General features: G+C 74.4%; 15 protein-coding genes. 7 read left to right on the plus strand and 8 right to left on the minus strand.

Going from position 1 to position 13,367, the window contains the following annotated elements; translation table 11 throughout:
• Positions 1-85: 85 nt before the first annotated feature.
• A complete protein-coding gene (locus ACIOFR_RS09810; RefSeq protein ID WP_400994245.1) occupies positions 86-910 on the minus strand; it encodes an SDR family oxidoreductase in 825 nt (274 codons plus the stop codon).
• 355 nt (positions 911-1,265) lie between these two features.
• On the opposite strand from ACIOFR_RS09810, the gene ACIOFR_RS09815 reads away from it, so the two are divergent.
• The 6 genes from ACIOFR_RS09815 to ACIOFR_RS09840 all read left to right on the plus strand — a co-directional run bounded on the left by ACIOFR_RS09815 (position 1,266) and on the right by ACIOFR_RS09840 (position 6,041).
• On the plus strand, positions 1,266-2,189 hold the full coding sequence (locus ACIOFR_RS09815; RefSeq protein ID WP_400994248.1) for a polysaccharide deacetylase family protein: 924 nt from the start codon (positions 1,266-1,268) through the stop codon (positions 2,187-2,189).
• A gap of 105 nt (positions 2,190-2,294) precedes the next feature.
• Positions 2,295-2,678: a hypothetical protein gene (locus tag ACIOFR_RS09820; RefSeq protein WP_400994250.1), complete on the plus strand. Its 384-nt coding sequence runs from the start codon at positions 2,295-2,297 to the stop codon at positions 2,676-2,678.
• 102 nt (positions 2,679-2,780) lie between these two features.
• A complete protein-coding gene (locus tag ACIOFR_RS09825; protein ID WP_400994252.1) occupies positions 2,781-4,613 on the plus strand; it encodes a xanthine dehydrogenase family protein molybdopterin-binding subunit in 1,833 nt (610 codons plus the stop codon).
• Complete coding sequence (locus tag ACIOFR_RS09830) at positions 4,610-4,933, plus strand: hypothetical protein (RefSeq protein WP_400994716.1); 324 nt, start codon at positions 4,610-4,612, stop codon at positions 4,931-4,933. Before ACIOFR_RS09825 ends, ACIOFR_RS09830 begins: the two co-directional genes overlap by 4 nt.
• 14 nt (positions 4,934-4,947) lie before the next feature.
• On the plus strand, positions 4,948-5,418 hold the full coding sequence (locus ACIOFR_RS09835; RefSeq protein ID WP_400994254.1) for a (2Fe-2S)-binding protein: 471 nt from the start codon (positions 4,948-4,950) through the stop codon (positions 5,416-5,418).
• A 38-nt stretch (positions 5,419-5,456) separates the two neighbouring features.
• Positions 5,457-6,041, plus strand: coding sequence for an RBBP9/YdeN family alpha/beta hydrolase (locus ACIOFR_RS09840; protein ID WP_400994256.1), 585 nt, complete (start codon positions 5,457-5,459; stop codon positions 6,039-6,041).
• Between the two features lie 22 nt (positions 6,042-6,063).
• Here the strand turns inward: ACIOFR_RS09840 and ACIOFR_RS09845 are convergent, their stop codons facing one another.
• Entirely contained in the window at positions 6,064-6,570 is a 507-nt protein-coding gene (locus ACIOFR_RS09845; RefSeq protein ID WP_400994258.1) for a nuclear transport factor 2 family protein, read from the minus strand.
• A gap of 189 nt (positions 6,571-6,759) precedes the next feature.
• Here ACIOFR_RS09845 and ACIOFR_RS09850 point away from each other — a divergent pair, with 189 nt between their 5' ends.
• Entirely contained in the window at positions 6,760-7,491 is a 732-nt protein-coding gene (locus ACIOFR_RS09850) for a class I SAM-dependent methyltransferase (RefSeq protein ID WP_400994261.1), read from the plus strand.
• On the opposite strand, the gene ACIOFR_RS09855 is transcribed toward ACIOFR_RS09850, so the two are convergent.
• The 6 genes from ACIOFR_RS09855 to ACIOFR_RS09880 all read right to left on the minus strand — a co-directional run bounded on the left by ACIOFR_RS09855 (position 7,469) and on the right by ACIOFR_RS09880 (position 13,310).
• Complete coding sequence (locus ACIOFR_RS09855) at positions 7,469-7,756, minus strand: hypothetical protein (protein ID WP_400994264.1); 288 nt, start codon at positions 7,754-7,756, stop codon at positions 7,469-7,471. The genes ACIOFR_RS09850 and ACIOFR_RS09855 overlap by 23 nt on opposite strands.
• 295 nt (positions 7,757-8,051) lie before the next feature.
• Complete coding sequence (locus ACIOFR_RS09860; protein ID WP_400994267.1) at positions 8,052-8,885, minus strand: RNA polymerase sigma factor; 834 nt, start codon at positions 8,883-8,885, stop codon at positions 8,052-8,054.
• A gap of 569 nt (positions 8,886-9,454) precedes the next feature.
• Positions 9,455-9,928 carry a hypothetical protein gene (locus tag ACIOFR_RS09865; protein WP_400994269.1) on the minus strand — a complete coding sequence of 158 codons (474 nt, stop codon included), beginning with the start codon at positions 9,926-9,928 and terminating at the stop codon, positions 9,455-9,457.
• On the minus strand, positions 9,925-10,956 hold the full coding sequence (locus ACIOFR_RS09870) for an SCO0930 family lipoprotein (RefSeq protein WP_400994272.1): 1,032 nt from the start codon (positions 10,954-10,956) through the stop codon (positions 9,925-9,927). The genes ACIOFR_RS09865 and ACIOFR_RS09870 overlap by 4 nt, the downstream gene beginning before the upstream one ends.
• Positions 10,957-11,073: 117 nt before the next feature.
• The gene (locus ACIOFR_RS09875; RefSeq protein ID WP_400994275.1) at positions 11,074-12,510 is read right to left on the minus strand and encodes an NADH-ubiquinone oxidoreductase-F iron-sulfur binding region domain-containing protein; all 1,437 of its coding nucleotides are present in this window, start codon (positions 12,508-12,510) and stop codon (positions 11,074-11,076) included.
• On the minus strand, positions 12,507-13,310 hold the full coding sequence (locus ACIOFR_RS09880; protein WP_400994277.1) for a hypothetical protein: 804 nt from the start codon (positions 13,308-13,310) through the stop codon (positions 12,507-12,509). The genes ACIOFR_RS09875 and ACIOFR_RS09880 overlap by 4 nt, the downstream gene beginning before the upstream one ends.
• Between the last annotated feature and the right edge of the window lie 57 nt (positions 13,311-13,367).

Below are 13,367 nucleotides of genomic sequence, written 5' to 3' on the forward strand. Positions count from 1 at the left end.
CTCTTCTCTGTACGCCGGGCCGGTGGGGGGTGTCAAACCGGGACGGCGTCCGGCGCGGACCGCACGGCCCGCGCCGGCCGGCGGCTCAGCCGCCCAGGGTGAAGGCCTTCGCCTCGGCGAGCTCCGCCCCGGCCAGACCGTGGACGGCCTCCAGGTACTGGTAGGCGTCGGCGCCGACCGGCACCCGCAGCGGGCCGCCCGGTGCCGCGACGAGCCGCAGGACCAGGGCGGCGAAGTCCTCGGGCCGCCCGAGCCCGGGGTTGTGGGCCATGCCGCGGACGCCGTCGCGGGTCTCGTCGACCGCCGCGCCGCGGTAGGCGGGGACGCGGGTGGCGGGCTCGGCGGCGGAGCTGCCGTAGCGGGTGCTGAAACCACCCGGTTCGAGCACGGTGACGCGGATCCCGAACGGCTCGACCTCCGCGGCCAGGGCCTGGCTCATGCCCTCCAGGGCGTGCTTGCCGGCCACGTAGGCGCCCATCCCGGGGAAGGAGAACCGGCCGGCGATGGAGGAGACGTTGACGATGTGGCCGCCGCCCCGCGCCCGCATGCCGGGCAGCACCAGGCGGGACAGCCGCCAGGGCGCCACCGCCAGGATCTCCAGCTGCTCGCGCAGCTCCTCGTCGGAGACCTCCTCCACCGCGCCGAGCAGCCCGCTGGCCGCGTTGTTGACCAGGACGTCGATGCCGCCGAGCCGGTCCTCGGCGATCCGCACGGCCTCGGCGCACTGGTCGGGGTCGCGGATGTCGAGCGCCGCGACGGTGACCCGGTCGGGGTGGGCGGCCGCGAGGTCGTCCAGGGCGGCGGGCTTGCGGGCGGTGGCGAGGAGGGTGTCGCCGGAGGCGGCCACCGCCTCGGCCAGTGCGGCCCCGAGTCCGGACGAGCATCCCGTCACCAGCCAGCGGCGTGCCATGGTGTCCCCTACGTGTCGTCCTGCGGTGATCAGGCCTCCACGGTAGAGAGGCCGCGCCCCACGTGCCCAGGGTCCGGCACGGACGGCGGGGGCGCGCGGTCGCACGACGGCGCTCGCCCCGTACGGCTCGTGCGCCCCACCGTTCGCGTACGCCCCTGCCCTCCCGTCCGAGGGGGGCTTGACGGCGCATCACCCGAGCGCCTCAGCAGAGCGCGTCACCCGAACGCGTCAGCCGAGCGCATCACCCGAACGCTCCGCCGTCCGGGCCACTCGGGGGCTGCCCCGGGTTCGCGGAGCCACCCCGTGGGGATCATCGGCCGGTATGACTATCCGATCATCATTCAGACCTCGTCGGGTGCTCATCCCCTGCACCGCCGCCCTCCTGCTCACCGCCACCGCCTGCACCGGACAGTCCCCCGGCGACCGGACCACCGCCGCAACGCCCGCGCGCACCCCGCACTCCGGCGACCCGGTGCCGCCCGCCCAACGGCCCGCCGCCCTGCCCGGCCGCGCCGGTCAGGAGGAGGACAACGCCCAGGCCGCCGTCGCCCGCCAGGCGTCGGCCCGCGACCAGGCCCTGGCGGCCGCCGGGCGCTGGGGCCTGGCCGCCCGGCCGCTCACGGCCCCACCGCCGCCCGCGACCCGGCCGGAACTGGTCGCGAGCACCAACGTGCTGCTCCACGACGGAGTACCGCCGGTGGTCTACCGGGTGCCCACCGACTGGCCGGTGGTCTTCCTCACCATCGACGACGGGGCCGCCAAGGATCCGGAGCTGGTCCGGATGCTGGGCGACCTGAAGGTCCCGGTCAGCATCTTCCTCTCCGACTACCTCGCCCGGACCGACTACGGCTACTTCCGCCAACTCCAGGCACAGGGCGCGGGCGTCAACAACCACACGATCAACCACCCCGACCTGCGCCGACTCGACGCCGCCCAGCAGCGGCAGGAGATCTGCGGCCAGCGGGACCGCCTGGAACAGGAACTGCACACCCGGCCGGCGCTGTTCCGCCCGCCGTACGGCGAGTACACCGACACCACCCTGCAGACCGCCGCGGCCTGCGACGTGCGGGCGATCCCGCTGTGGACCGAGGAGGCCTTCCCCGACCGCATCGAGTGGCGCTACGACGACCAGCGGCTGCACCCCGGCGACATCATCCTCACCCACTTCCGGGACCCGGGCACGGACTGGCAGGGCACCATGGCCCAGATGCTCCGCCGCGTGATCGACACCGCCACCGCCCAGGGCTTCGCCCTCGCCCGGCTCGACGACTACCTCTGACCCCGCCACCGGCCACCAACCGCGCGGGTCCAGCATCCGAACCACCCCTCCCCCGCGGCAGCCCGCCGTGATCGACTGGTGCCTCCCCTACCGAAGGAGGCACCGGTGCTGCCCTCTGTCGACGGCCTGGTCTTCGCCCCGGTCGCCCGCGCCGAGCACGGCGAGGTGGACGGCTCGACCCGCTTCGCGTACCACGAGCAGGACGGCATGGTGCGGGCCTCCTACAGCGGCGGGGAGATCGTGCACGGCCGGCTGGTCGGCACCCGCGCCGGCGACGTCCTCGACTTCCGCTACGTCCAGCTCAACCGCAGCGGCGAGACCAGCACCGGGCACTGCGTCAGCCGGCTCTCCCGGCTGCCGGACGGACGCCTGCGCCTGGACGAGACCTGGCGCTGGGAATCCCGCGAGGGACACGGCACCAGCGCCGTCGAGGAGGTGCTGCCGGGCCCGCGCCGGGGCACCCAGGACACCGTGTTGACCCGTCAGTAACACCTCCCTATGCTCGGCTGACGCCGTTCGGGGCCGTCCCCGCGGCACCGGCCGTTCCGGCCCGTCCGGGCCCAGGAAGGACTCCCGATCAGCGTTCCTCCCGTGCCCCGGAGCATCACCCGCCGCCGCCTGCTCACCTACCTGGTGGCCGCCCCCGCCCTCGCGGTCGGCGCGCAGCTCGCCGGCGACCCCCAGCCGGCCGGGGCGCTCCCGGGCGTCCCCGACCTGGTGGACCTCGGCGACGCGCTGATCCTGGCCGGGCTGCCCACTTCCCACCTGCTGGTGCTCCAGGTCACCACGGCCGGCCGGGTGGTGCTGGAACTCCCCCGCGCCGAGGTCGGCCAGGGGCTCACCACCGCGGTCGCGATGCTGGTCGCCGACGAACTGGACGCCCGGCTCACCGACGTCGACGTCCCGCTCTCCCGGGCCCGCCCGGAACTGGTCTTCAACCAGCTGACCGGCGCCTCCAACTCGGTCCGCTCGCTCTACGACCCGGTCCGCGCCGCCGCCGCGGCCGCCCGCGCCCGCCTGGTCACCGCCGCCGCCCGGAGCTGGGGCCTGCCGGCCGCCTCGCTGCGCACCGAGAACAGCGCGGTCATCGCCCCGGACGGCCGCACCGCGCCCTACTCCTCGCTGGCCGTCGCCGCCGCGGCCGTCACGGTGCCGGAGGTGTCCACCGCGCCGAAGACCGCGGAGCGCCGCCGGCTGGTCGGGCGCCCGACCGGACGCATCGACGCCCGGGACCTGGTCACCGGGAAGGCGAAGTACACGGGCGACCTGGCCGTGCCCGGCGCGGTGCCGACCGTCATCGCCCGCCCTCCGACGATCAACGGCACGCTCCGCTCGTACGACGCCACCGCCGCGCTCGCGATGCCCGGGGTGCTCGCCGCCGTCCGGGTGCCGAGCGGCGTCGCGGTGCTCGCCGAGACCTTCGACCAGGCGCTCAGGGCGAAGGCCGCACTGACGGTCGACTGGCGGCCCGGCCCGCTCGCCGCCCTCTCCGACCAGGACATCAGGGCCCGGCTGCGGGCCGCCCAGCCGCCGTTCGTGGTGCCGCCGCTGCTCAGCCTCACCGTCGACGCCGAGTTCGACTTCGCCTTCGTCAGCCACGCCCCGATGGAGGTGCTGACGGCGATCGCCGACGTCCGGCCCGACCGCGCCGAGCTCTGGTTCGCCTCGCAGTCCCCGATCGTCGCCCAGCAGACCATCGCCGCCGAACTCGGCCTGCCCCAGGACGCGGTGACCGTCAACGTGGTGCGGGCCGGCGGCTCGTTCGGCCGGCGGCTGTTCTTCGACTGCGCCCTGGAGGCCGCCCAGGTCTCCCGGGCCGCCGGCCGGCCCGTCAAGCTGATGTGGACCCGCAACGACGACACCCGGCACGGCCGGATGCGCCCCGCCAGCCACCACCGGATCCGCGCCACCCACGCGCTCGGCCAGGTCCTCACCTACGAACACCGGGTCGCCACCGTGCAGACCGACTTCCGGCACGGCCTCGGCGAGGCGCTCACCGCCGCCGGATTCGCCCTCCAGGCCGGCGGCCTGAGCCTGTCCCAGGCTTTCTTCCTGCTCACCGAGAAACTCCCCTACGAGCTCGGGGTCTCCACCCAACTGCTCGCCGAGGTCCCGCTGGAGATGCACACCGGCAGCTGGCGCTCGGTCTACTCCGGGCTCGTCAGGGTGGCCGACGAGATCATGGTCGACGAGATCGCCCGCACCCTCGGACAGGACCCGGTCGCCTTCCGGCGGGCCCGGCTGGGCAGCGCCCGCGGCCGGGCCGTCCTCGACAAGGCGGCCCAGGCCGGGCAGTGGGGACGCCCGATGCCCGCCCGCCACGCCCAGGCGTCGCCTTCCACGACGAGCACGGCTCCAGCGCCGCCTGCCTGGTGGAGATCGACGCGACCGACCCGGCCGCGCCCCGCGTCACCAAAGCCGTGATGGTCGCCGACGTCGGACTGCCGGTCAACCCGCGCGGCCTGGAGGCGCAGCTGATGGGCGCCGTGACGGACGGCATCTCCGTCACCCTGCAGGCCGGCCTGCACATCGACGGCGGAGCCGTCCGCGAGGGCAGCTTCGCCGACTTCCACTACGCCCGCCAGCGGCACAGCCCCACCACGGTGGAGGTGCACCTGATGCCGCCCGGCGGCGCCCCCGGCGGGGCCGGCGAACTCGGTGTCCCGGCCGCGGCCGCCGCCGTCGCCAACGCGTACGCCCGGGCCACCGGCACCAGGCCCCGCAGCTTCCCGATCAACTTCTGAGGGGTCACCGCGCGATGCCCAGCCACACCTTCGTCCTCAACGGCGCGCCCGTCACCGTCGACGCCCCCGCCGACATGCCCCTGCTGTGGGTGCTGCGCGACAGACTCGGCGTCACCGGCCCCAAGTACGGCTGCGGGGTGGGCGTCTGCCGCGCCTGCACCAGCCACCTGGACGGTGCCGAGATCCAGCCCTGCGTCGTGCCCGTCGCCGACTGCGCCGGCCGCGAGGTCACCACCATCGAGGGCCTCGCCGACGGCGACACCCTGCACCCCGTCCAGCAGGCCTGGCTGGACTGCGACGTCGCCCAGTGCGGCTTCTGCCAGCCCGGCCAGATCATGACCACCGTCGCCCTGCTGCGCCGCACGCCCGAGCCGACCGACGCCGACATCGACCGGATCGAGAACGTCTGCCGTTGCGGCACCTACGTCCGCATCCGCGAGGCCGTCAAGAAGGCCGCCAACGGCGGGGGTGCGCACCGCGGATAGGATCCGCCCGACGTCCACCACCACAGGAGGTCCGACCCATGACCGCCCCCGTCGTCCTCGTCCTGCCCGGCTTCCAGGACTCCGGCCCCGAGCACTGGCAGAGCCACTGGGTCCGCGAGGACCCGGCCACCTTCCGACGGGTCGAACAGGCCGACTGGGACCGGCCGCGGCTGCGGGACTGGGTGACCGCCCTGGACGACGCCGTGACCGCCGCCGCCACCCCCGCCGGTGGCCCGGTCCTGCTGGCCGCGCACAGCCTCGGCTGCATCACGATCACCCACTGGGCCGCCGGCGCTCCGGCCGCCGCCCGGGCCGTCACGGGCGCCCTGCTGGTGGCACCCGCCGACGTCGACACCGCCGAGGTCCCGGAGCTGGTCGGCTTCCGGCCGATCCCGCTGCGGCCGCTGCCGTTCCCCAGCACCGTGGTCGCGAGCAGCGACGACCCGTGGTGCTCCCCCGGACGCGCCCGTGCCTTCGCCGCCGGCTGGGGCTCGCGCCACGTCGAGCTCGGACCGTACGGGCACCTCAACGCCGACTCCGGCCTCGGCTCCTGGCCCGAGGGCCGCACCCTGCTCGCCGCGTCGGGCGGCCACGACGCGGGCCACCGGGCCCGGACGCCGTGACCGCCCGAGCGGCCCGAGCGGTTCAGGAGGCCGGCGGCGCCCAGTCGGCGGGCAGGCCGGACTGCGCGAGGACGGCGTTGAGGCTGTAGAAGTCCTGGTCCGAGGTGATCCGCTGGTGGTCGTCGACGTCCAGCAGCGTGGCCATCGGCACGGCGAACGGCTTGGGTGCGCCCTTGAGGTGCCCGGAGTAGACGCTCTCCACGGTGATGTGGCAACCGTCGCGGTACGCCGCCCGGACGGTGACGCGGACGTTCTCGATCAGGCCGTCGGCGCGGGCCTTCCAGCCCGAGATCTCCCGCCGGCCGTGGAAGACCGCGCCCACGGCCTGGTCCGTGTAGGTGCCGTCGGTGCCGAACACGGCACCGAGCGCCTGCGGGTCGCTGCCGTTCCAGGCCGCGGCCCAGGCGGTGACGGCCTTCGGCAGGCGGCGTTCGGCGGGCTGGGCGACGAAGGCGGTGGCGCCGAGCGCGGCGCAGGTGGCCGCAGCGGCGACCAGCACGGTGACGATTCGGGGCGAGCTGAGCTTCATGGCGTGCTTCCTCGGATGGGCTGTCGGGGTTCGTGGGGCCCACTCTCGTGCGGGGCGGTGTCCACCCTCCAGACCCGGCGGGGGGCCACGGCCGTCCACCGCTGTCCGCCCCTGTCCACCCCGCCCCCCGAACGGGTCGGCGGGCGGACTCCCCTGACGGACCGTCGGCCACCGGGGGATACTGCCCGGATGCTGTCCGACGCCGACGCCGCCGCCCTCTACGACCTCCTCAACCCGTGGGAACCGGACCGCCACGCCGGCGACGCGTTCCATCACGCCCTGGTGATGGGCGCGGACAGCGTCCTCGACGTGGGCTGCGGCACCGGCGCCATGCTGCACCGGGCCCGCGAGGCCGGGCACCGAGGACGGCTGGTCGGCCTGGACCCGAACCGGGCGGCCCTCGACCGGGCCCGCCGGCGCACCGACGTCGAATGGGTGGCCGGTTCGGCTGCCGACGCGGCCTGGGACCGCGCGTTCGACCTGGCGGTCATGACCGGCCACGCCTTCCAGTGCCTGGTCTCCGACCAGGAGGTCCGGGCCTCGCTGACCGCGATCAGGACGGCCCTGCGGGACGGCGGACGCTTCGCCTTCGAGACCCGCCACCCGCAGGCCCGCGCCTGGGACCGGTGGAACGCGGCGGAGCCCACCGAGGTCGTCGACGCCTCCGGCCGTACGCTGCGCGTCCTGCACCGGGTCGAGTCCGTCCACGGCGACGTGGTGACCTTCACCGAGACGACCCACGGCCCGGACGGCGGCGTCCTGCGCACCGACCGCTGCCGCCTGCGCTTCCTCGACGTCCCGCCCCTCGACGACTTCCTCGCCTCGGCCGGCCTCACCGTCGAGGCCCGCTACGGCGATTGGCACCACGGCCCGGTCACCGCGGCCAGCCAGGAGATCGTCACCGTCGCCCGCCGCAGTTGAGCCACCGGCCCGCCGTTCTCCGCCGGTTGGCCCGGGGGGCGTCCTCGCGGGACGGCCGGGGCCGGAGTACGGCGGCGGCTGCGTCGGCCTCGTCCTGCGACGGCGAGACGTTCACGCTGACGTTCAGGTTCACGTTGACGTTCACGCTGGCGTTGACGTTCAGGTTCACGCTGGCGTTGACGTTCACGCCGGCGTTGACGTTGACCTTCGCGCCGGCGTTCACGTTCACGTCAACGTTGACATTCACGTCCACGTCGACGTTCACCGAGACGATGACGGTGGCCGGCCGATCCCACGCCTTCGTGACGGGCACCAACCACGGCGGGGGCCGCGGCGGCTTCGACGACACTGTCGAGGGCGCGGGGGTCACGGTGTACGACGCGGGTGTGCCGGTGGTCGGCAGGGACAGCCTGGCCAGGGGTTTCCTGGTGGGGCCCCGTGCCGCTTCGTCGGGGTGGCCGAGCGGGTCTCGGTCCGGCGGCCCGTGTCGGGGCGGCGGGTTGCTGCCCGGCCGGGCTGCTCGGGGGTGGCGCAAGCTGCCCGGCCGCTGGGGGGTGGCGTCAGCAGGAGGGGACGGGAGCGGGCGCGGGGGTCGGGAGGGCAGAGACCAGGGAGGTGGTCATGATGCGGCGGTTGGCGCGCCGGAACTCCTCGGCGACCCGGACGCAGCCGCCGCACTCCTCCAGGTGCCGGGCCAGCTCGCGACCCCGGCGGCGGCCCGGGCGGCGGACGGCGCCGGCCAGCAGGGCGGTGAAGTAGCGGCACTCCAGGCCGGTGCCCTCGTCGACGTGGGCGCGCAGGTAGGCCTCCCGGAGGCCCTCCCTGGCGCGGGTGGCGAGGGAGCGCACCCCGCTCGGGGTCATGCTCATCCGCTGGGCGACGGCGGCCGCGGACTCGCCCTCCACCACGAAGAACCACAGGAGCACCTGCCACCGCTCGGGGAGTGAGCGGTAGGCCCGGGCGACCAGGGCCGTCTCCTCGGCGGCCAGCAGGGCGCCCTCGGTCTCGGCGTCGTCGGCGAGGCGCTCGGCCCAGGTGTCGAAGTCCTCGGGCAGCACGACCCGGTCTGCGGTCTGGGTGCTCCACTCCATGGCCGTGCGGCGGACGCAGGCCATCAGGTAGGCCCGCCAGGCGTAGCGCGGGCCGCGGCCGCGGGCGACGGACAGGTAGGTGCTGGCGTAGGCCTCGGCGGCGAGGTCCTGGGCGGTCTGGGGGTCGCGGCAGTAGCCGCGGGCGTAGGCGAGCACGGCACTGTGGTGGCGGGTGAAGACCTCGGCCATCACCTCCCGGATGCGGGAGTTGCCGGTCGCGGTGGAGGTGGGGAGCGCCGCCGAGAGTTCGGCGTCGCTCAGCATGCTCAGACCCGACTCGTGGGTGCTGGTGAGAACGGTCATCTTGTTACTCCTCAGGTCTGGCCGTCTCGTGGCGGCGGATCGGCGCGTCTGGCGCGCATCGGCCGCACGGGCCGGGACGGGGATCTGCCCGGATGAATGGCATCGACGACGGTCTGCTGCTGGGCCGTCGGGGCGGAGTGGCAGGAAGAGCCACAGCACACCAGTCGCACGGGTTTCGGGGCAACCGCCTGAGGGGAGAGCGGGCTTCCGGTGATTCCGGATCCGAATGTGGGGAATCCGTGTGCCGGGGGGCGCGGCGGCGCACGGGGCGCCTGACCTGCGCGCTGCGGCAAGCCGGGGCGTTCACCGGAGCCGTGACAGGGTCGCGACGAGCCTGCGACACAGCCGTGACGGGACCGTGTCACGGCGGGCGGCTGTCGGATAACAACAAATCTGATACGGCATTCGAATTGCCCGAGCGTGCGTGTCCTGGGCGGCTCGTGAGGCAGCCGCGGCCGTCCGGAGCGGGGCGGATCCCGGGGGACGGGCCCTGCTTGACGGAACGGGACGAGGGTTCCCGCCGGCCCGAGCCGGCGGGAACCCTCGTCTGGTGTCGCTGTCGTAAACAGTCAGTTACCACTGTGGGCGTGCGACCCGCTGTGGTCGACCCCGTTCATCATCACCCCCCCGAGCAGCCCGTGCAGCATGTCCGCTGTCGCGTCGGACAGGACGACCACCCAGCCGTCGCCCACGAGGTACTTCCCTCCGTAGTCCTTCGCCTCGTCGGTCCAGGCGTCCCGGGCGCTCGTGGTGGGGAAGGTGGCGATCCAGATCTCGTCCCCTCCGGAGGTGCACATGCCCTGCCGGATGTCGGCCGCGTCGGTGGTGATGTCCGCCGTGCAGCCGATCCGCCGGGCCAGGTCCTCCACGGTGGTCCGGGCCGGGCCCGGTGCCGCCTGCGAGGATCCGACCAACCCTCCCGAACCACCGAGGAGTTCGACGACCCCGAGAACGAGCAGGAGGATCAGCGCGGCCCACTGGAGTGTGGTCCGGACGGTCCGTTGGGGGCCGCCCGGCGCCACGACGGCTTCCTGGGGCGTCACTTGCCCCCGGCGGCCTTGCCCGCCGGGTTGATGGCCGTCCAGAGCCCGTTGGCCATCCCGTGGCCCTTGGCGTCGCCGGCGGCCTGGTCACCCGTGAAGAGGTAGGCGGGCGTGCAGTTGATGCTCAGCTGCCAGGTACCGTCCGGGCGCTGCATCTTGCCGACGAGCTTCGGGTCGATGCCCTTGATCTTGTCGGCGTCCACCGGCGGCGCGGGGGTCCAGGTCTTCAGGCAGTCGCCCTCGCAGTTGGAGCGCATCGGCCAGGCGGTGTCCTTGCCGAAGTGGTACAGGGTGCGGCCGTTGGCGTCCACCATGATCGAGCCGAGCTGGGGGTTGGTCGCGATGGAGAGCTGCACCTTCGCCGTGGCCTGCTGGGTCGGCTGCGGCATGGGGGTGGCGGGGGCGGGGTTGGCCGGCGCCGGGGTGGCGGGGGCGGCGTCAGCGGCCTTGGCCTTCGAGCCGTCGGGGGCGAGGGCGTTCCAGGTACCGCCGACGCCCTGGCCCTTGGTGTCGCCGGGCGCGGTGTCCATGGAGTAGCGGTAGGCCGGCCAGCCGCCGACCGTCAGCTGGCGGGAGCCGTCCGCACGGGTGACCTCACCGAGCTTGGCCGAGTCGACGCCGGTGCCGGCGGTGGTGCCGTCCATGAGGACCGGCGGCCAGGTGGTGGCGCAGGCCCCGTTGCAGTTGGACGCCGGCGGCTTGGCGGTGTCCTTGTCGAACCGGTAGAGGGTGAAGCCCTGGCCGTCCGTCAGGACCGAGCCGAGCTTCTCGTCCGCCCGGACGGCCAGCGTCCCGCCGGACTGGCCACCGCCGCCGGCCGGGGCCGTGGCCGCGCCGGACGCGTCGCCGTAGGTGCCGTAGCCGCCTCCGGCCGGGGAGGGCGCCGTGCCCGAGCCGCCGACCAGGAGTCCGGAGGCGGGCGGGGCGGCGGGGCTGGCACTACTGTTGGCGCTTCCGAAGGCGGCCATGAGCACGAGGCCGGCCATCAGGAGGCAGACCGCCACGAGGCCGTATCGTTTCGTCGTCAAGGTGTTTCTTGCCTTTCCATCGGTGGAGCCTGGGCTTTCGAGGGATTCGGGTTCGTTACGGGCGGCCGGCGCGGTGCCCGGCCGGAGGTTGGGCGGCGGCCCGGAGGCCGGCGGCGCTCACTGCATCCGCAGGGCAAGTGCGGGGCAGCGGTCGACGGCCCGGGCCGCCTGCTGGAGGAGCTGGGGCGGGACCGGCATGACGGCGGCGGCGGGGAAGCCGTCCGCCCCGAGGCTGATCACGTCGGGCAGGACGCTGCTGCACAGCCCGTGGGCCTCGCACAGCGTCCAGTCCACGACGATGGTTCCGGCGCTCTCCATGACGGGCATGGGGAGCACGTCCTGGACCGGCCGGCCGCAGCCGTACTGGTAGGTGTGCATCTGCAGGTCGTCGTCGAAGGTGGACAGGGCCGAGGCCACGAACCGGGAGGCGGCGTCGGGGTGGCTGCACGCTCCCCGTTTCATGACCGCCTGCATCCGGGTCTCGACCAGCTCCATGGCGGGCCGGCCACCGCCCTTCAGCACCTCCTCCAACGCCTTGACCAGCGCCGGCAGGCCGAGGTAGCAGGGGCCGCACTGGCCGGCCGTCTCGTCGGCCATCCAGCGGGCCACCCGGAGGGCCTCGCCCAGTGGGCAGGTGGTCTCCGGCAGCGGCAGGATGGCGCCGGCGCCGAGGGCGCCGCCGAGGCTCTGGAAGGACTCGCGCGAGACGACGGCCTGGGCGGCCGCCTCGGGCGACAGCCACTTGCCGTGGTAGCCGCCGACCAGGACGCCCTGGCCGATGTCGAGGCCGAACATCGTCAGCAGTTCGCCGAGCGGTACGCCCGTGGGCCCCTCCACCACCTGACGGCCGGCCAGGGTCATCATGACCGTGCCCGGTTCCGACGGGAGCCCGACCTCGCGATAGGTCAGCGCCCCGAGTCGGGCCGCGACCGCGAGCTGCGCGTAGGTCTCGGTGTTGGACAGCAGGGTGGGCATACCCCCCACTCCGCTGTCGCTGGTCCGTACGCCCCCGCCGCGGGGGAGGGCGATCCCGCTGGTGATGCCGCGGGCCAGCGCGCTCCCCTCCCCCGAGACGAACCGCTCGGGCAGCCGGTTGACGGTCACCGGCAGGCTCGTCGACCTCCGTTCGTTCAGCGCCCGGCGCAGGGACTGCTCCACGTCGACCCGCGTGCACCCGATGACCACCTGCTCGGCGTCGAGGGCGGTGGCCGCGAGCAGCGCGCCGTCCAGCACGAGGTGGGGGGTCCGCAGCAGCAGTGCGGCGTCCTTGAGACAACTGGGTTCTCCTTCCGTTCCGTTGACCACCACCACCGGGCGGCCCTTGCGCCGGGCGGCCGACTTGACGACGGCCCGCAGCTTCGTGGCGAACGGGAAGCCTGCCCCGCCGCGCCCACGCAGGTTGACGTTCTCGGCCAGGTCGGCCAGCTCGTCGGCCGGCATCAGCGGCATTCCGCCGTGGACGACCAGGTGCGAGCGGTAGTCCAGCCGCTCCTCCTGTTCCAGGCCCGCCAGCAGGACCGGTCGGCCGAGCCAGGCGATGGGCGCGCCGCTCATCCGGCTTGCCGCCGTCGTCCGGTCCCGGTGCCGACGGGCAGCCGGGTCTCGGCCTCGGGCCGGATCGGGACGACCGTCCGGCGCTGGCTGCCGCGGTCCTGGAAGACCAGCCGCAGTGCCAGCGCGACGATCACGCCCACCACCGCCACGCTGTACAGGACTGAGACGTACTGGGCGGGCAGCCGGCCCGCCTTGAGCCCGTGGACCAGCCCGGCGCCCCACGCCGGGTAGGCGCAGATGTGGACGATCCGCCAGCGGGTCGCCTCGCCGGTCTTGGCCAGCAGGCCGCGGGCCGCACCGGCGGCGGCGACCGCCAGGAACACGTACCCGGCCGCGACCCCGAGGCCCAGGACCACCGGGCGGTTCGGGTCGGCGAACGGCACGAAGGCCGCCACGGAGCTGATCTGGTCCTGGATCAGGTTCATCCACACGTGCAGCACGAGGAAGACCACGCCGCTGATGCCCATCGCCCGGTGGATCGCCTGGGCGGCCAGGCGGTGCATCGGGTGCAGCAGCAGCCGGTCGGTGGCCGTGAGGCCCCACAGCACGGCGGCGGAGAAGGACACCAGCGCCATGACGCCGGCAGCCACTCCGAGGAAGGACTGCAGCGCGGCGTTGACGATCACGGCCGCCACACCGAGCCCGGCCGCCAGCAGCGGCAGGATCGGCCAGCGCGCGAGCGCGCCCTTCCCCTCGGCACCTTCGCCGGGTGCCCCGTTCCCCGCCTGCTCGCCGCGGCCCGCGGCCCTGGTCGGACCGTCGGCCGAACGCCTGGATCCGCGTCCTTGCCCTGTCAACATCGCTGAGCCCTCCGGCTTAGTGTCATGCGTCCGATCGAACGGGGACCGGGTCCCCGG

The sequence above is a fragment of the Kitasatospora sp. NPDC088346 genome (assembly GCF_044740765.1).
GTDB lineage: Bacteria > Actinomycetota > Actinomycetes > Streptomycetales > Streptomycetaceae > Kitasatospora.